The organism is Brevibacillus sp. 1238, assembly GCF_029892995.1.
Taxonomy (GTDB): domain Bacteria; phylum Bacillota; class Bacilli; order Brevibacillales; family Brevibacillaceae; genus Brevibacillus; species Brevibacillus parabrevis.
Genome location: NZ_JARXWC010000003.1, coordinates 405,894 through 424,056 on the forward strand (window position 1 = coordinate 405,894; position 18,163 = coordinate 424,056).

Consider the following 18,163-nt stretch of genomic DNA (forward strand, 5'->3'; position numbering starts at 1 on the left):
TTCTTGTTTTTGGGAGGGTGGAATACCGTGGACCGTATACAAGAGCAAAAACAGCGTTTCTCTCTGTTACTCAAGCAAATGGAAGTACCTGAAGAATGGGTCAACCGCTATTTTCTTGACGGGCAGATCGACAAGCTGGAGCTGTACAAACAAAACAAAGAGTGGGTTTTCCATTTTACCTTGCCCAAGCTTTTGCCCGTCGAAGCTTATGCAGCTTTCACGAAGCGATTGACGCAGTCCTTCTCCCATCTGGCGAAAGTCGATGCCAGGTTTTGCTACAGGCAGAAGCCTGCGCTTGATTTTGTCGTGGAGCAGTATTGGGACTTGCTCGTCGGGGGACTGGAGCCGACGCTCAATTCCTTGGCTGCAACGTTGCGTACCGCGAGAAAACAGGTGGAACAGCAAGAAGTAAAAGTGTACTTGCCGACCGAGATGACAGTCGAAGTAGCCAAGCGAAAGCGCGCTGACAACGAATTGCTTGCCGCTTTCCAAAAAGCGACGGATACTTCCATGCGGTTTTCCTTTCATGGTGAGGAGAGCGATGAAGCGTACCAGGCTTTTGTCGAGCAGCGGAATGAAGAAGAGCGGGCACTGGTTGAAGTCGTCATGACGGCGGCAGCCCAGGAAAGCAAAGGCTCCGACAAAACAGAAGCCATCACGACATTGATGATGGGCTACGAGATCAAAGACGCCCCGATCCCGATCTGCGAGATTCAGGAGGAAGAGCGCCGAATCGTGATTCAAGGTGCCGTGTTCAACGTGGAAGTAAAAGAGCTGCGCAGCGGCCGTCACTTGCTGACGTTCAACGTGTCAGACTATACGGATTCATTGACGGTCAAAATGTTTTCGCGTGACAAAGAAGACGTCAAGATGCTGGAAGCACTCAAAGACGGCATGTGGGTCAAGGTGCGCGGGAGCGTTCAGCATGACACCTTTATCCGCGAGCTGGTGATGAATGCCAATGACTTGAACCAGATCGAGCAGGTCATTCGCCGCGATCAGGCGGAAGAAAAGCGGGTGGAGCTGCATTGCCACACGCCGATGAGCGCGCTGGACGCAGTAGCTTCCGTCAAGTCGCTTGTTTCCACAGCGGCCAAATGGGGTCATAAGGCGATCGCGATTACCGACCACGGGGTTGTGCAGGCGTTCCCGGAGGCGTATTCGATCGCGAAGAAAAACAACATCAAGTGCATTCTCGGCATGGAAGCCTACGTGGTGGAAGATGGCATCGACATCGTCTACAACTTGAATGCAGACAACAACTTGCCAATCGACGAGACGACAGAATACGTCGTGTTCGATACGGAGACGACGGGGCTGAATGCTGCCGAGCACACGATTATCGAGATCGCTGCGGTAAAAATGAAAGGGTCGGAAATTGTCGATCAATGGACAGAGCTGATCGATCCGCAACTGGAGATCGGGCCAAAGACGACGGAGATCACGGGGATTACGAACGAGATGCTGCGCGGTCAAGACACGCTCGACGTCGTGCTTCGCAAGTTCAAGGATTTTACCGGCGATGCCGTGCTGGTTGCGCATAACGCCGAGTTTGACAAGGCGTTTATTAACGCGTGTGCCAAGCGCATCGGGATGGAGCCGTGGAACAACCCGTTTTTGGATACATTGCCCCTGGCGCGGATGATGTACAAAGGCATGCGCAACTACCGTCTCGGTTCACTCGCCAAGAAGTTTAATGTCGAGCTGATCAACGCTCACCGGGCGTTGGACGATACAGTCGCACTCGCACACGTCTTCCAGCAAATGCTTAAAGATATCAAGGAAGCGCAGATCAAGTCGCTCGCCGAGCTGAACGAAAAAAGCAACGAAGAAGCCGATTACAAGAGCGGACGTCCTTTCCATGCCACGATTTTGGTGAAAAACAAGGAAGGTCTCAAAAACTTGTACAAGCTCGTCAGCCGCTCCCACGTGGAGACGTTCTTCCGTTGGCCTCGCATCCAGCGCAGCCAGCTGAGCAAATACCGCGAAGGCTTGCTGATCGGGACGGCGTGCAAAGACGGAGAGCTGATGCAGTCGATTTTGCGCGGGAAGTCGCCCGAAGAATTGAAGGAAGTCGCTGCTTTTTACGATTTCCTGGAGATTCAGCCTATCGCTCATTACTCGCCGCTGCTCCGCAACGAAGAGATTCCTTCGCTGGAGACGATGAAAAACTATCACAAAATGATCGTGGACATGGGAAAAGAGATGGGCAAGCTGGTCGCTGCGACAGGCGACGTTCATTTTCTCAATCCACAGGATGAAATTTTCCGCGATGTGTTCCTGTTGTCAAAAGGCGATCCGACAGCAGGGAATCAACCGCCTTTGTATTTGCACACGACAGATGAAATGCTGGAGTCCTTTTCCTACCTCGGCGAAGAGCTGGCCAAAGAAATCGTCGTGACGAACACCAATGCCATAGCCGACATGATCGAGGACGTCAGCCCGATTCCAGACAAGCTGTACACCCCGATTATCGAGGGAGCAGATGATGAACTGCGGGAAATGTGCTACAACAAGGCGAAGCTGCTCTACGGCGATCCATTGCCGGAGCTGGTGGAAAAGCGTCTGGAAAAGGAACTGAACAGTATCATCACGCACGGCTTCGGGGTTATTTACTTGATTTCGCAGCGTCTGGTGACCAAGTCGCTTCAGGATGGTTACTTGGTCGGATCGCGTGGATCGGTCGGGTCGTCCTTCGTGGCGACGATGTCGGAAATTACCGAGGTAAATCCGCTGCCGCCGCACTATCGCTGCCCGAATTGCAAGCATAGCGAATTTATTACGGACGGTTCCATCGCTTCCGGTTTCGACTTGCCTGACAAAGAGTGCCCGCAGTGCGGAACCAGCTTTGCAAAAGACGGACAGGACATTCCGTTCGAGACGTTCCTTGGCTTCAAGGGAGACAAAGTTCCCGATATTGACTTGAACTTCTCGGGTGACTATCAGCCGCGAGCCCATAAATACACGCAGGAGCTTTTCGGCGCAGACTACGTATATCGCGCAGGAACGATCGGTACTGTCGCGGAGAAGACAGCGTACGGCTATGTGAGAAAGTACGCTGATGAGCGGGGCATGACTTTGCGCAATGCAGAGATATCCCGGATCGTGAACGGATGCACGGGCGTCAAACGGACGACTGGGCAGCACCCGGGCGGAATTATTGTTGTTCCTGACTACATGGAAATTGAAGATTTTTGTCCGATCCAGTTCCCGGCAGATGATAATGAATCCGAGTGGCGCACGACTCATTTCGACTTCCACTCGATCCATGACAACTTGCTGAAACTCGATATTCTCGGACACGACGACCCGACCGTCATTCGCATGCTGCAAGACTTGACAGGCATGGACCCGAAAACGATCCCGCTCGACGACAAGAAGACGATGTCCATTTTCAGCTCGACAGAAGCATTGGGTGTGACACCGGAGCAGATTGGGACGAATATGGGAACGCTTGGAATCCCCGAGTTTGGAACCAAGTTCGTTCGCCAGATGCTTGAGGATACGAAGCCGACGACATTCGCCGAGCTTGTCCAGATTTCCGGGTTGTCTCACGGTACGGATGTATGGTTGAACAACGCCCAGGATTTGATCCGCAACGGCATATGCAAACTGCCTGAAGTTATCGGTTGTCGTGACGACATCATGGTTTATTTGATCTATAAAGGTTTGGAACCGTCCCGCGCATTCAAAATCATGGAGTCTGTGCGGAAAGGGAAAGGTGTACCGGAAGAGGATCAGGAAGAAATGCGCAAAAACAACGTACCGGATTGGTACATCCAGTCTTGCCAGCGCATCAAGTACATGTTCCCGAAAGCCCACGCCACGGCTTACGTGATGATGGCTGTGCGGATTGCCTACTTCAAGGTGCATCGTCCGCTTGAATTTTACGCGACTTACTTCACTGTGCGGGCAGATGACTTCGATATCCCGTTGATGGTCAAAGGCTCCGCTGCCATCCGGCAAAAAATCGACGAAATCGAAGGCAAGGGCCACGACGCGCAGCCGAAAGAGAAAGCGCTGTTGACCGTGCTGGAGATGGCGCTGGAGATGGTGGAGCGCGGCTTCCGGTTTGCCAACGTCGACCTGTATGAATCGGACGCGACACGCTTCCTGATCAAAGGCGACTCGCTGATTGCTCCGTTCAACGCTTTGCCAGGCTTGGGCACGAACGCTGCGATCAGCATCGTGGAGGCGAGAGAACAAGGAGAGTTTTTGTCGAAGGAAGACCTGCTGTCCCGTTCCCGCATCTCCAAGACGATTTTGGAGTATCTGGAGGAACAAGGCGCTCTGAAAGGACTGCCGGAATCGAACCAGCTGTCGCTGTTCTAGTCCGGCCTAGCGGGCCCGCGTATCCAAAGGTTGTCAGCGAAGGGCTGTTATGCTATAATTTTTTTGGAAATACTGGTTTTATACGCATGGCAGATCGAGAGTGGGGAAACCCACTCTTTCTTTCTGGTTACACCTCATGGTTCAAACGTAAAGGAGGTACTTGCTTGAGCAAGGTAACGGGCATCGTCACCGAACTGGTCACGCCCATTGTTGACGAATTGGGTTTGGAACTGGTTGACATCGAGTACAAAAAGGAAGGCAGCAACTGGTTTCTGCGCGTGTTTATCGACAATGAAACTGGCAACATCGACATCGATGACTGCAGCCTTGTCAGCGAGAAGCTGAGTCAAAAACTTGACGAAGTAGATCCGATTCCGACTGCATATTTTTTGGAAGTATCTTCGCCGGGTGCTGAGCGTCCGTTGCGCAAGGATAAGGATTTTACCAAAGCTGTCGGCAGGCATGTGCACATTACAACCAAAGAGCCGATAGAAGGAGCAAGCCAGTTCGAGGGCGAACTGATATCGTACGAGGACGGCAAACTGACTGTTAAAGAAGCGAAAAAAACGTACGTGATTTCCCAAGAGCAAATTGACACGGCACGAATGGCAATCGTTTTCTAGATTGCTGGTGGCCGGTGGGTAAGTAAAGGAGGAGGCAACGAAAGTCATGAACGGCGATTTTATCGAGGCTCTAGAAGCCATTGAGAGAGAGAAAGGCATCACCAAAGACGTGCTGATCGAGGCCATCGAAGCGGCTCTTATCTCTGGATACAAACGTAACTTCAACTCGGCCCAAAATGTACGGGTGGATGTAAATCGTCATTCAGGTATGGTTCGCGTGTATGCACGCAAAGAAGTGGTGGAAGAAGTTTTTGACCCGCGCCTGGAGATTTCCCAGGAAGCTGCCCAAGAAATCGATCCGAATTTTAGACTGGAAGATATCGTGGAAATCGAGGTTACGCCTCGTGACTTCGGACGAATTGCTGCACAAACCGCGAAGCAAGTGGTGACACAGCGCATTCGCGAAGCGGAGCGCGGCCTCATTTACAGCGAGTTTATCGAGCGCGAAGACGATATCGTTACAGGGGTTGTCCAACGCATGGACGCCCGCAATTATTACATCGATCTTGGCAAAGCGGAAGCTGTTATGCCGATCACCGAGAAAATGCCGTCCGAAGATTTCAAGTCGCAAGATCGCGTGAAGGCATACATCATTAAAGTAGAAAAAACCACCAAGGGTCCGCAAATCGTCGTTTCCCGTACTCATCCGGGACTTTTGAAGCGCCTCTTTGAATTGGAAGTGCCAGAGATTTACGATGGTGTGGTTGAAATCAAGTCCGTTGCTCGCGAAGCAGGCGACCGTTCCAAAATCGCTGTTCATTCCATCAACCCGGATGTAGATCCTGTAGGGGCATGTGTTGGTCCAAAAGGCATGCGCGTACAGACGATCGTCACCGAGCTGAAGGGCGAGAAAATCGACATCGTCCGCTGGTCTGAAGATCCGGCCGAGTACGTAGCCAACGCGCTCAGCCCGGCGAAAGTGCTTCACGTTGAAGTCAACCTCGCGGAAAAAGTAACCCGTGTCATCGTGCCGGATTACCAATTGTCGCTTGCGATCGGTAAACGTGGACAAAACGCTCGTCTCGCTGCCAAGCTGACTGGCTGGAAGATCGACATCAAGAGCGAATCCCAGGCAGATCAAGAAGGCATCGTCTACCCGAAAGAAGTAGAGGGCGATGAAGGAGTCGACAACGAATAGTCATGAAGCAAAAAAAGATCCCTTTGCGTAAATGCATTGTTTGCCAAGGAATGTTTCCGAAAAAGGAATTGATCCGCGTGGTCCGAACGCCGGCTGAAGAGATCGTCATCGATCTGACGGGAAAGGCGGCAGGACGCGGTACCTATGTGTGTCGGCAGGAAAGCTGTCTGAAGCCGGATGCGTTCGCATCGGGAAAATGGAAAAAAGTGCTGGAACGTGCCCTCAACATGTCCATCTCGGAAGAAAAGTACGACGCTTTTCGCGAGAAGTGGCTGGAGATGATGGGACGATGATCCCGAAGGCAGCTCAGCTGCTCGGAATTGCGATGCGCGCGAGAAAAATCGTGACAGGAGAGGAATTGGTCATTACGTCTATCCGCAATGGCCAGGCTCGTCTGGTTTTGCTCGCATCAGATGCATCAGACAATACCGCCAAAAAAGTCAAGGATAAATGTTCCTATTACGGGGTCTCATGTATAACCACAGGCGACCGACATTCATTGGGACACGCAATCGGAAAAGATGGGCGCGTTACCGTGGCGGTGACCGATGGGAAGTTGGCTGAAAGCATTCAGCGTCTGCTCACCTAACTTAGAAAGGGTGAAGTTTATTTGAAGACACGTGTGTATGAATATGCCAAACAGCACAACATGAGCAGTAAGGAAATCCTCAATTTGCTAAAGCGATTGAACATAGAAGTAGCAAATCATATGAGTATCATGGAAGAAGGGACGATTAAGCGGATCGAGGATCACATGGCCAAATTGCGCGCCGGTTCCAAGCCGGAAGGACGCAATACGCCAAGTGATGCAAGACCAAAGCCAATGGACGAACAACGACGCCCCAACGAATCCAGAGGACAGCAGACCCCATCCCAGCAACAGCCGGGGCAAGGTCAGCAGTCACAAGCTGCCAAAAGCGATAGACAAAACGATCGCGGCGGTTTTGCTACCAGCAACAATCGTCCAGTCAACACCACAGCAAGTGGAAAACAGCCCGATCAGCAAAGTCCTCAACATGGAAAAAATCAGGGGAAGAATCAGGAGAGAAGACCAAACCATATGAGAAGTCAACCTGCGAAACCGAGTGACCGCAAACCGCAAAACCAACAACGACCACAAGGCCAAGGCCAACAAAGACCACAGAACCAACAGCAAAGACCGCAAAACCAACAGCGTCCTCCGCAACAGGCTGCTGCGACCAGCCAAACCGAGACGCGCACAGGTGATGAGTTTGAAGACAAAGTAAAACTCCCATCCAACGTCGGTATGGAAAAGCGAGAGAAAATCAAAAAAGCGCCGCAAACGCAAAAGACGTTTGAAGACAATAAAAAGAGCCAGCCTTTCCGTGGCGGCAATAACCGCAACAACCAAAACAACCGTCGTGGCGGCAATCACAACCAGCGCGGTGCCCAAAAAGCGCAGCGCCCTGTGATTGAACCACCAACAAAAATCACTTTTACCGATTCCTTGACAGTGAACGAGTTGGCTGTGAAACTGCGCAGAGAACCGGCGGAAATCATCAAAAAGTTGTTTAATTTGGGGATCATGGCAACGATCAACCAATATTTGGAACGCGAAGCGATTGAGTTGATCTGCGCTGACTACGGCGTAGAAGTGGAAGAAAAAATCATCATCGACGAGACAAACTTCGAAACGCTGGAAGAAGTAGATGCGCCAGAAACCCTTTTGGAGCGTCCTCCGGTTGTTACCATCATGGGTCACGTTGACCACGGAAAAACGACTTTGCTCGACGCCATCCGCTCTACCAACGTAGTAGCAGGCGAAGCAGGCGGTATCACCCAGCACATCGGTGCTTACCAGGTAGAGATCAAAGGCAAGAAGATCACGTTCCTCGATACGCCTGGTCACGCGGCGTTCACAACGATGCGTGCGCGCGGTGCGCAAATTACGGACATCACGATTCTCGTGGTTGCAGCCGATGACGGTGTTATGCCACAAACCATTGAAGCGATCAGCCATGCGAAAGCAGCGAACGTTCCGATCATCGTAGCTGTGAACAAGGTCGACAAACCGGAAGCCAACATCGACCGGATCAAGCAAGAACTGACCGAGTATGAACTGGTTGCAGAAGAATGGGGCGGCGAAACCATTTTCTCTCCTCTGTCTGCCAAACAGCGTACAGGTATCGAAGAATTGCTGGAGTACATTTTGCTCGTCGCAGAAGTTCAGGAGCTGAAAGCAAACCCTGACAAGCGCGCGCGTGGTACCGTAGTAGAAGCCGAGCTGGACAAAGGCCGCGGTCCTGTAGCGACCATCCTGGTACAGCAAGGAACACTGCGTGTCGGCGATCCGATCGTAGTCGGTTCTGCTTATGGCCGTGTTCGTGCGATGGTGAACGACAAAGGCCGTCGTCTGAAAGAAGCAGGCCCATCTACGCCAGTGGAAATCACAGGTTTGAACGATGTGCCGCAAGCTGGCGACCAGTTCCGCGTATTTGAAGACGAGAAAAAAGCTCGTGCGATCGGGGAAGCCCGCGCAGTCAAACAGCGCGAATCCGAGCGCCGCGAAAGCTCTCGCGTATCGCTGGACGATCTGTTCCAACACATTCAGGAAGGCGATATCAAAGAGCTGAACCTGATCGTAAAAGGCGACGTGCAAGGTTCTGTAGAAGCTCTGCGCGGCTCCCTGGAAAAGATCGACGTCAACGGTACCCGCGTGAAGATCATTCACACTGGTGTCGGAGCGATTACCGAGTCCGACGTAACCTTGGCGAACGCATCGAATGCCATCATCATCGGTTTCAACGTGCGTCCTGAGCCAAACGCTCGCAGCATGGCTGAACAAGAGAAGATCGACATTCGCCTGCACCGCGTTATCTACACCGTCATCGAAGAGATCGAGCAAGCCCTGAAAGGCATGCTGGACCCTGTTTACAAAGAAAACATCATCGGTCAGGCAGAAATCCGCGAAGTATTCAAAGTATCCAAAGTCGGAAACATCGCTGGTTGCTATGTAACCGAAGGCAAGCTGAGCCGTGATGCAGGTGCCCGTCTGATTCGCGAAGGCATCGTCATTTACGAAGGCAAGCTGGACACCTTGAAACGCTTCAAGGATGACGCTAAAGACGTAAACGCAGGTTACGAGTGCGGTCTGACCTTGGAACGCTTCCAAGACCTGAAAGTTGGCGACGTTGTCGAAGCTTTCGTCATGGTTGAAGTGAAGCAATAATGATAGCAGGGGTGCAGATCGAACTGTTTCTGCCCGCTTGCCAAAACTTGAAAGAAAAACGGGCCATCGTCAAAAGTCTGATTGCCAAGCTGCGAAGCCGTTTCAATGTCTCCGCAGCTGAGGTGGCTTATTACGAGCAGTGGCAGCGTACCGTGTTGGGTATCGCTGCCGTTGCTAATGAAATGTCATTTTTACAACAAGAAATGCAGGCTGTGGTGCGATTTGTGGAAAACCATCCCGATGCCGAGTTGATTCGGGTCGATACGGAATACTACGAATAGGACAGCCAGCGGAGGTGAGAGTAAATGAACAAAACACGGATTAGCCGCGTCGGTGAAGAAATCAAAAAAGAACTGAGCCTCGTTTTGCAGCGTGGATTGAAAGATCCTCGCGTCGGCTTTGTCACAGTAACGGATGTAGAAGTAAGCAGCGATCTTCAGCTTGCCAAAGTATTCGTCAGCATTTTTGGGTCTGAGGAAGAGCGCAAAGCCTCTCTGGCAGGACTGACAAAAGCAAAAGGCTACCTGCGTACCGAAATTGGCAAACGCGTGAAGCTGCGCCATATCCCTGATTTCGTCTTCAAGCTGGACGAGTCGATTGACTACGGTACCAAAATTGAGTCGATCCTGCGGGAAATCTCCACAGAAGGAGAGAAACAGGATGAATCGTAATCAAGCAACAGTAGAGGAAGCGGCCCGTTTTTTGCGGGAGCATAACCGCTTCCTGGTTCTTTCCCATATCAGTCCAGATGGCGATGCTACCGGCTCCGCACTGGGAGTCGTGCTCATGCTAGAGCAGCTGGGAAAAGAATACGTGGTGGTAAACGAAGGGGAAACGCCGCTCAAGTTCAACTTTTTGCCGCGTTTTGACCGCTTGCGGGACCTTCGCAAACAACCGCTTGCTGAAACATTTGAGGCCGTAATCGCCGTAGACTGTGCCGATGAGTCACGGATGGGCGATGTACGGTCTTTATTTGCTTCTGGAGCCGCTTTGTTGAATATTGATCATCATCCGACAAATGACGATTTCGGAACCGTCAATCTCGTTCGTCCGGAAGCGGCAGCTACGGCGGAGATTTTGTTCGATGTGGCAGAGCAGGCGGGGATTGCTTTTAACGAAGAACTCGCTCTGTGCATCTACACAGGGCTTTTGACGGACACAGGCGGTTTTCGCTATTCCAACACGACGCCGCGCGTCATGGAAATTGCCGCACGCTTGCTCAGCTATGGCGTGAAGCCGGGCGAGGTTGCGGAGCGCTGCCTGGAAGAGATCACTTTTGCCCATGTCAAAGTGTTGCGGCGTGCGCTGCAGACGCTGGAGCTGTCTCATGGAAGTCTCGTCGCTTCGATTGCCGTATCTGTCGGCGATTTTTCGGAAGCAAATGCCCAACGCGAGGATGCGGGTGGTCTGGTGAACTACTGCCGCAATATCGAGGGCGTCGAGGTAGGCGTTTCTTTTGTCGAGGCAGAGCCGGGAGTCGTCAAGGTGAGTATGCGCGCCCGCGATCGCGTCGACGTGTCTGCCATCGCCAAGCAGCTTGGCGGCGGAGGGCATGCCAAAGCATCCGGCTGCACGGTCAAGGGAACGATTGCAGAAGCGAAGCAAAAGGTATGGGACGTATTGGAACCAGCATTAGGAGTGAAACACGATGAGTAGCAACCATGGCGTGCTGGTAATCGACAAGCCGGCGGGTATGACCTCCCACGACTGCGTGGCGCGTATCCGTCGGCTGTATGGTACAAAAAAAGTCGGGCATACGGGAACACTCGATCCGGATGTGACCGGAGTGCTCCCGATATGTGTCGGGAACGCTACCCGGCTGGTGGAGTATTTGCAAGAACTGCCCAAGCGCTATTCGGTGGTCATGCGCCTCGGCTCCGCGACTACGACGGAGGACGCTTCGGGAGAGCTGCTGGAACAGGCGCAAGTAGACGCTGCGTCCATTACGCAGGAGCGCATCGAAAGCTTGTTTGCCTCCTTTTTGGGTGAAATCGAACAAGTGCCGCCGATGTTTTCAGCCGTCAAAGTAAACGGAAAGCGTCTTTACGACTTGGCGCGAGAAGGCACTGTGATTGAGAGACAGGCGCGCAAAGTTACGCTTTACGAGTTGACGCTTCACGAGATCAAGACAGACCAAGACTATGTCGACATCTCTTTCTCCTGCACGTGCTCGAAAGGTACATACATGCGCACCTTATGTGTTGACCTCGGACGCTCTCTGGGGTATCCTGCCCATATGAAGCTGCTTCGGCGAATCAAGAGCGGTCCGTTCATGGAAGGGGAGGCGATTCCTCTTCAGGAACTGGAGGAGCGGGCTGCCAATGGGGAGGATCTCTCCCGTTATCTTGTCTCCATCCCACAGGCGATTTCATTTTTGCCGTCTTATCAGGTCAAGCCGGAGCGAACCCGCGCGGTACGCAACGGACTGGCGACTGCACTGCCGGGTGTAACGGCCGAGGTTGGCAGCTTGATCTGCCTGTTTGCAGGGGAAGAGCTGCTTGGCATTCATCGCGTGTGCCGTGGGGACAAAGGTCTTTTCGCCAAAGCAGAAAAAGTCTTTCCAGCCGAGGTGTAAACCGTGAAAACGATCTCCCTGACCTATCCACTACCGAATGAATTGCAAGCGAAGCCGTGTGCAATTGCACTTGGCTACTTCGATGGTGTACATATTGGACATCGCCGAGTCATTCAAAAGGCGATTGATACAGCAAAAGCGAACGGATGGGAAAGTACCGTTCTGACTTTTGACCCTCATCCGCGCGAGGTTCTTGGGCAGAGCGGCTATACGAGCTACCTGACTCCTCTGTCGGACAAACTGGAACAATTCGAGAAGATGGGGGTAGACACGACGTATGTCATGAAGTTCGATATCGGGTTTGCTGCGGTTTACCCGGAGGACTTCATTACCGAGTGCATGCTCCCGCTCGCTTGCCAGCATGTTGTGGTCGGATTTGATTACACTTTTGGATACAGAGGAATGGGAACGGCCCACACGCTGCAGGAGATGAGCAAAGGCCGCTATGGCCTCGACATCATCAGCCCGGTTAACCGCTTGGGCGAAAAAGTGAGCAGCACGATCATTCGCGAGTATCTCCACCACGGCAACGTAGAGCAAGTGCGTCACCTGCTTGGCCGTCCGTACAAGGTTCGCGGCAAAGTCGTGCACGGCGACAAGCGCGGGCGCACAATCGGCTTCCCTACAGCAAACGTTCGGGTCAACGCTCCGTATTTGATCGGCAAAAACGGCGTGTACGGAGTGCGGTTTACAGTCGATGCGAAAAGCTACTACGGGGTCATGAATGTGGGAATCAAGCCTACGTTTGAACTGGAGAAAAAAGAAAAATCGCTAGAAGTACACATTTTCGAGTTCTCTGGTGAGATTTACGACAAAGAGGTAGAAGTAGAGTTCCTCTTCTATATCCGCGAAGAGCAAAAATTCGCTGGTGTGGAAGCTCTGATTGCGCAAATTGGCCGGGATGTAGACGCGGCGAAGCAAAAGTTTGCGAGCGGAGTCTCGTAAAACGAATCTCTTTGCTTTTTCAAAAATGGTATGCTATAATTCAAAACGTTGTACAGATAACCGCAGCTTGGCTGTCCGATGCTCACCGACGGCAGACTCGGCTAACGGGATATAAAAAAAGGAGGTGAGTCATGATGGCATTGTCTCAAGAGCGTAAAACTCAACTGATTCAAGAGTTCCGTACTCATGACAACGACACCGGTTCTCCGGAAGTTCAAATCGCTATCTTGACCGAAAACATTAACAACCTGAACGGACACTTGCGTACGCACAAAAAAGATCACCACAGCCGTCGTGGTCTGTTGAAAATGGTAGGTCAACGCCGTAACCTGTTGACATACTTGCGTGAAGCAGATGTTCAACGCTATCGTTCGGTTGTAGACCGTCTGGGTCTGCGCCGCTAGTCAGCGTTTTGCAAAAAGCGGGTTCTTCCCGCTTTTTCTATCGTGTAGGGGAGCTTGGCACATCTGTTGTCAGGCTCTCTGAAACGATACAAATAAAGTGATTCAAGCGTGATGAAAATGGCTTCAAAAGAAGCTTTTTTTATTATCCAAAATGACTGCCAAAGCTCACCATTTAATTTTCATGGTGGCAGGAAATAATACATACAGGTAGAAAACAAAGTGTAGATATGCACATTGTCGTGAAGGAGGACTGCTAGCATCATGGAGCAACAATACCGTACATACGATTTTGAACTGGCAGGCCGCAAGCTGACCCTGGAATTTGGCAAAATGGCCAAACAGGCTCACGGATCGGTTCTGGTTCGGTACGGCGATACGGCAATCCTGTCTGCAGTTACAGTCTCGAAAGAGCCAAAAGCTCTTGATTTTTTCCCGTTGACTGTTAACTATGAGGAACGTCTCTATGCAGTCGGAAAAATTCCCGGCGGCTTTATTAAAAGAGAAGGTCGTCCAAGCGAAAAAGCGATTTTGGCAAGCCGCTTGATTGACCGCCCAATTCGTCCCCTTTTCGCAGAAGGATTCCGTAACGACGTACAAATTGTCAATACTGTTCTGTCGGTTGATCAGGACTGCTCACCGGAAATCGCCGCTATGATCGGTACGTCTGCCGCTCTTTGCGTTTCCGAAATTCCGTTTGAAGGTCCGATTGCCGGTGTCATCGTTGGGCGCATTGATGGCGAGTTCATCATCAACCCGACTGTGGAGCAGGCAGAAAAAAGCGATATTCACCTCGTAGTCGCAGGTACACACAAAGCGATCAACATGGTCGAGGCTGCCGCAAATCAAGTGCCGGAGTCTGTCATGCTCGAAGCAATCATGACAGGTCACGAGGTTATCAAGAAGCTGGTTGAGTTCCAAAACCAGATCGTGGCAGAAATCGGCAAAGAAAAAATGGAAGTCATCCTGCATGAAGTCGATCCGGAAATCGATCAGGCTGTGCGCGCATTTGCAGAAGCACGTCTGAAAGAAGCGGTTCGGATTGAAGAAAAGCAGGCTCGTTACGACGCGATTGACGCGATCAAGGACGAGACGAAAGAGCATTTCGCTGCCAAAGATCCGGAAAACTATCCGGAGCAGGAAAAGATGATTGGCGAAGTGTTGGGCAACATCGTCAAAGACGAAGTTCGCCGCCTCATTACCGAAGAAAAAGTTCGTCCGGATGGACGGGCTCTTGGCGAAATTCGCCCGCTTTCCAGCGAGACAAGCATCTTGTCCCGTACGCACGGTTCCGCGATGTTCACCCGTGGTCAAACACAAGCTTTGAGCGTGTGCACGCTTGGGGCGCTGGGTGATGTGCAAATCCTGGACGGACTCGGTCTGGAAGAGTCGAAGCGATTCATGCACCATTACAACTTCCCGCCATACAGCGTAGGTGAAGCTCGTCCACTGCGTCCTCCAGGCCGTCGTGAAATCGGGCACGGGGCGTTGGGTGAGCGCGCGATTGAGCCGATCATTCCATCTGAACACGAGTTCCCGTACACGATCCGACTGGTTTCCGAAGTCATCGAGTCCAACGGTTCGACGTCGCAAGCTTCCATTTGCGCGAGCGTATTGGCTCTGATGGATGCAGGGGTACCGATTAAAGCACCTGTAGCAGGTATCGCAATGGGCTTGATCATGAGCAAGGACGAACAGTCTTTCTCGATCTTGACAGACATCCAAGGCATGGAAGACCACTTGGGCGATATGGACTTCAAAGTGGCTGGCACCGAAGCGGGTGTAACCGCGATCCAGATGGATATCAAAATTTCCGGGATCAACCGCGAAATCTTGGAGCAAGCTTTGGAGCAAGCGCGTGAAGGTCGTTTGCACATCCTGAAGCATATGATGAGCACCATTTCCAAACCGCGTGAAGAGCTGTCTCCTTATGCGCCTAAGATATTGACCATGTCGATCAATCCGGAGAAAATCCGCGATGTCATCGGCCCACAAGGTCGCGTCATCAACAAGATTATCGAAGAAACCGGCGTGAAAATCGACATCGAGCAAGATGGACGAGTTTTCATCGCTTCGATCAATCACGAAGCGAATCTGCGTGCGAAACAAATCATCGAGGACCTGGTTCGCGAGGTTGCTGTCGGCCAGATTTATCTGGGAACCGTCAAGCGCGTAGAGAAGTACGGAGCGTTCATCGAACTGTTTGCAGGCAAAGAAGGCTTGTGCCACATCTCCCAATTGGCAGAAGAACGCGTAGCCAAGACGGAAGACGTAGTTGCTGTTGGCGACAAGGTGCAAGTGAAGGTGACAGAGATTGACGATCAAGGTCGCATCAATCTGTCCCGCAAAGCTGTACTCAAAGAGCAAGCTGCGGCTCAGGCCGAAAATGCTCCGACCCAAGCAGAATAATCAACAAACAAAAGGCTTCGTCACTCGAAGAAATTCGTGTACGGAAGCTTTTTTCTTTTGGCCAAAAATGTCTAAGTCACTCGGTATGCTCATACATTGGACAAAGAGAGACTTGTACGTACATAAGGAGGGCTGGCTCCACGATGGCGGAAAGAAAGAGCAGGCTTTGGGTTACGGTCTTTGTCGCAGTCGGAATGATCATGCTGCTGCAATACCAGCCAATTCACGAATATATCAGCTTTGTGAAAAAGGAACAGACCGTAACGGCGGAAAAAATTTTGGATGAAAAAGAACGGTTGCGCGCCCAGGTGGAGAAGTGGAAAGCCGAGCGGGATGAAGCGCCGATCGACGCGGTCATTGATCCGACATGGAAAGCCATTCCCGGCTACAACGGGCGAATCGTCGATGTGGACGCTTCCGTCGAGAAAATGTTGGCAACGGGAGTAGCAGGACCGGAAATGTTGGTATATAAAGAAGTACCTCCCGCGATTTCACTTGACCAGCTTGGCGCACAGCCGATCTATCGCGGAAATCCGAAAAAGCCGACGATCTCCTTCATGATAAACGTGGCCTGGGGCAACGAATACTTGGACTCCATGCTGGATACGTTGGATAAGCATCAAGTGAAGACGACGTTTTTTCTGGATGGCTCGTGGGTCAAACGCTATCCGGAAGAGGCGAAAAAAATTGCAGAGCGTGGACACGAGATTGGCAACCATGCCTACTCGCATCCTGACATGAGCACCCTGGGCACGCAGCGCATTCATCAAGAGATCAGTCGGACACAGGAGATCATCAGCAAGACGCTGGGGATCAAGCCCATCTTGTTCGCCCCTCCTTCGGGTGCATTCAACAAGCAGGTGGTTCAAATTGCCCACTCCTCGTACCAGATGAAGACGATTATGTGGACGGCGGATACGGTAGACTGGAAAAAGCCTTCTCCCAGCTTCGTGATTAAAAAGATCAGCGGTTTGATGAGCAACGGAACATTGGTGCTGATGCACCCGACAGCCGCGTCACAGGCGAGTCTCGACCAGTTGCTGACAATCGCCAAGAAAAAGGGGTTTCAGCCCGTCACCGTCTCGGAAGTTTTGTCCAGCCGCCGACTCCCGTGATGGGAAAACAAGCTCATTTATTGTGGAGACAAAAGAAGTTTGCTATAGTTAGACGTGTTTACAGCCATTTCCCGGAAGTTGCGGATAGAGAGATGATCAACCGAGGAGGATTTGCGTGATACAACGTCATACATGTGAAAACGGTCTTCGAATTGTGACGGAAAAAATTCCGTCCGTTCGCTCTGTTGCTTTGGGCATCTGGGTGGGGACCGGTTCGAAATATGAACAGGAGAAAAACAACGGGATTTCCCATTTTCTTGAGCATATGTTTTTTAAAGGTACAAGTACCCGGTCTGCGAAAGAAATCGCGGAGACTTTTGATGAGATCGGCGGAAACGTAAACGCATTCACATCGAAAGAGTACACCTGCTATTATGCGCGAGTGCTCGACCAGCACGCACCGATCGCGTTAGACGTGCTTTCCGATATGTATTTCCACTCTGTCTTCGACGCAGAGGAACTGGAAAAAGAAAAAAATGTCGTCATTGAAGAAATCAGCATGTACGAGGATACGCCTGACGATCTTGTGCACGATTTGATTGCCAGGGCTACTTACAGCAAACACCCGCTCGGCTACTCGATTTTGGGTACGGAAGACGTCCTGCGCAGTCTGAAACGCGACGATTTGCTGAGCTACATCGACGCCCACTACCTTCCGTCCAATACAGTGGTGACGGTAGCGGGGAACTTTGATGACAACCTCATTGAAGAGATCAAGAAGCGCTTCAGCGGCTTTTCGCGCCAAGGCAAGCTGGCGCCTCTGTCAGAACCCGAGTTTGCTGCGAATGTGATCGCCCACAACAAAGCGACTGAGCAGGCGCACTTGTGCCTGTCCCTGCCAGGGTTTAAAGTCGGTCACCCGGATGTGTACTCGCTCATTTTGCTGAACAACGTATTGGGAGGCAGCATGAGCTCGCGTCTCTTCCAGGAAATTCGCGAAGAGCGGGGATTGGCATACTCGGTCTATTCGTACCATTCTTCCTACAAGGAAGCGGGAACTTTCACTGTGTATACGGGCACAGCGCCTGAGCACGTGGGTCAAGTGTTCGATATCGTGACAAACGTCCTGCGCGATGTGGCTGACCGCGGCATCTCCGACAAAGAGCTGAACAAAGGAAAAGAGCAGCTGAAAGGCAGCCTGATGCTCAGCCTGGAAAGCACCAACAGCCGGATGAGCCGCCTTGGCAAAAACGAGCTGCTCCTGGAACGCCACCTCAACCTGGACGAGATCATCGCCAAAATCGACCGCGTCTCGCACGAATCTGTCCTGGCTGTCGCGCAGGAACTGTTCCGCTCGAAGCTGGCGATGGCGATGGTAAGCCCGCTTGAGGGATACCCTGCCAACGTGAAAAACGACATTTTGTTATAGCTTTTCCCTTTGCGAAAAATCCGGCATAGCCCGGATTTTTTTGCGTATATCAACAGTAACGCAAAC

At 51.7% G+C, this 18,163-nt stretch carries 15 protein-coding genes; all 15 read left to right on the forward strand.

Features of this window, described 5'->3' with window-relative positions; genetic code table 11:
• The first annotated feature begins 27 nt into the window (after positions 1–27).
• The 15 genes from M2298_RS09610 (at position 28) to M2298_RS09680 (ending at position 18,097) form a co-directional block, all read left to right on the forward strand.
• A complete protein-coding gene (locus tag M2298_RS09610; RefSeq protein ID WP_122965225.1) occupies positions 28–4,332 on the forward strand; it encodes a PolC-type DNA polymerase III in 4,305 nt (1,434 codons plus the stop codon).
• 164 nt (positions 4,333–4,496) lie between these two features.
• The gene (gene rimP / locus M2298_RS09615; protein WP_063227597.1) at positions 4,497–4,955 is read left to right on the forward strand and encodes a ribosome maturation factor RimP; all 459 of its coding nucleotides are present in this window, start codon (positions 4,497–4,499) and stop codon (positions 4,953–4,955) included.
• A gap of 46 nt (positions 4,956–5,001) precedes the next feature.
• On the forward strand, positions 5,002–6,093 hold the full coding sequence (gene nusA / locus M2298_RS09620) for a transcription termination factor NusA (RefSeq protein ID WP_063227596.1): 1,092 nt from the start codon (positions 5,002–5,004) through the stop codon (positions 6,091–6,093).
• A 2-nt stretch (positions 6,094–6,095) separates the two neighbouring features.
• Positions 6,096–6,386, forward strand: a complete 291-nt coding sequence (gene rnpM / locus M2298_RS09625; RefSeq protein WP_005834172.1) for an RNase P modulator RnpM — start codon at positions 6,096–6,098, stop codon at positions 6,384–6,386.
• Entirely contained in the window at positions 6,383–6,682 is a 300-nt protein-coding gene (locus M2298_RS09630; protein ID WP_122965227.1) for a YlxQ family RNA-binding protein, read from the forward strand. The genes rnpM and M2298_RS09630 overlap by 4 nt, the downstream gene beginning before the upstream one ends.
• A gap of 21 nt (positions 6,683–6,703) precedes the next feature.
• Complete coding sequence (gene infB / locus M2298_RS09635) at positions 6,704–9,283, forward strand: translation initiation factor IF-2 (protein WP_173598871.1); 2,580 nt, start codon at positions 6,704–6,706, stop codon at positions 9,281–9,283.
• On the forward strand, positions 9,283–9,564 hold the full coding sequence (locus M2298_RS09640) for a DUF503 domain-containing protein (RefSeq protein WP_173596495.1): 282 nt from the start codon (positions 9,283–9,285) through the stop codon (positions 9,562–9,564). Before infB ends, M2298_RS09640 begins: the two co-directional genes overlap by 1 nt.
• Positions 9,565–9,588: 24 nt before the next feature.
• Complete coding sequence (gene rbfA / locus M2298_RS09645; RefSeq protein ID WP_063227592.1) at positions 9,589–9,954, forward strand: 30S ribosome-binding factor RbfA; 366 nt, start codon at positions 9,589–9,591, stop codon at positions 9,952–9,954.
• The gene (locus M2298_RS09650; protein ID WP_173596496.1) at positions 9,944–10,939 is read left to right on the forward strand and encodes a DHH family phosphoesterase; all 996 of its coding nucleotides are present in this window, start codon (positions 9,944–9,946) and stop codon (positions 10,937–10,939) included. Before rbfA ends, M2298_RS09650 begins: the two co-directional genes overlap by 11 nt.
• Positions 10,932–11,858 carry a tRNA pseudouridine(55) synthase TruB gene (gene truB / locus M2298_RS09655; protein WP_122965231.1) on the forward strand — a complete coding sequence of 309 codons (927 nt, stop codon included), beginning with the start codon at positions 10,932–10,934 and terminating at the stop codon, positions 11,856–11,858. Before M2298_RS09650 ends, truB begins: the two co-directional genes overlap by 8 nt.
• 3 nt (positions 11,859–11,861) lie before the next feature.
• On the forward strand, positions 11,862–12,803 hold the full coding sequence (locus M2298_RS09660; protein ID WP_063227589.1) for a bifunctional riboflavin kinase/FAD synthetase: 942 nt from the start codon (positions 11,862–11,864) through the stop codon (positions 12,801–12,803).
• 134 nt (positions 12,804–12,937) lie between these two features.
• Entirely contained in the window at positions 12,938–13,207 is a 270-nt protein-coding gene (rpsO, locus tag M2298_RS09665; protein ID WP_063227708.1) for a 30S ribosomal protein S15, read from the forward strand.
• Between the two features lie 261 nt (positions 13,208–13,468).
• On the forward strand, positions 13,469–15,613 hold the full coding sequence (pnp, locus tag M2298_RS09670; RefSeq protein WP_122965232.1) for a polyribonucleotide nucleotidyltransferase: 2,145 nt from the start codon (positions 13,469–13,471) through the stop codon (positions 15,611–15,613).
• A gap of 143 nt (positions 15,614–15,756) precedes the next feature.
• Positions 15,757–16,728, forward strand: a complete 972-nt coding sequence (locus M2298_RS09675) for a polysaccharide deacetylase family protein (RefSeq protein WP_280648467.1) — start codon at positions 15,757–15,759, stop codon at positions 16,726–16,728.
• Between the two features lie 115 nt (positions 16,729–16,843).
• Complete coding sequence (locus tag M2298_RS09680) at positions 16,844–18,097, forward strand: M16 family metallopeptidase (protein ID WP_122965234.1); 1,254 nt, start codon at positions 16,844–16,846, stop codon at positions 18,095–18,097.
• Positions 18,098–18,163 lie beyond the last annotated feature (66 nt).

Excerpts from the sequence above, each read along its gene's own strand:
- rbfA (WP_063227592.1), top strand. The coding sequence starts at position 9,589 with ATGAACAAAACACGGATTAGCCGCGTCGGTGAAGAAATCAAAAAAGAA.
- M2298_RS09675 (WP_280648467.1), top strand. The coding sequence starts at position 15,757 with ATGGCGGAAAGAAAGAGCAGGCTTTGGGTTACGGTCTTTGTCGCAGTC.
- M2298_RS09630 (WP_122965227.1), top strand. The coding sequence starts at position 6,383 with ATGATCCCGAAGGCAGCTCAGCTGCTCGGAATTGCGATGCGCGCGAGA.
- rnpM (WP_005834172.1), top strand. The coding sequence starts at position 6,096 with ATGAAGCAAAAAAAGATCCCTTTGCGTAAATGCATTGTTTGCCAAGGA.
- pnp (WP_122965232.1), top strand. The coding sequence starts at position 13,469 with ATGGAGCAACAATACCGTACATACGATTTTGAACTGGCAGGCCGCAAG.
- M2298_RS09650 (WP_173596496.1), top strand. The coding sequence starts at position 9,944 with ATGAATCGTAATCAAGCAACAGTAGAGGAAGCGGCCCGTTTTTTGCGG.
- rpsO (WP_063227708.1), top strand. The coding sequence starts at position 12,938 with ATGGCATTGTCTCAAGAGCGTAAAACTCAACTGATTCAAGAGTTCCGT.
- nusA (WP_063227596.1), top strand. The coding sequence starts at position 5,002 with ATGAACGGCGATTTTATCGAGGCTCTAGAAGCCATTGAGAGAGAGAAA.
- M2298_RS09640 (WP_173596495.1), top strand. The coding sequence starts at position 9,283 with ATGATAGCAGGGGTGCAGATCGAACTGTTTCTGCCCGCTTGCCAAAAC.
- truB (WP_122965231.1), top strand. The coding sequence starts at position 10,932 with ATGAGTAGCAACCATGGCGTGCTGGTAATCGACAAGCCGGCGGGTATG.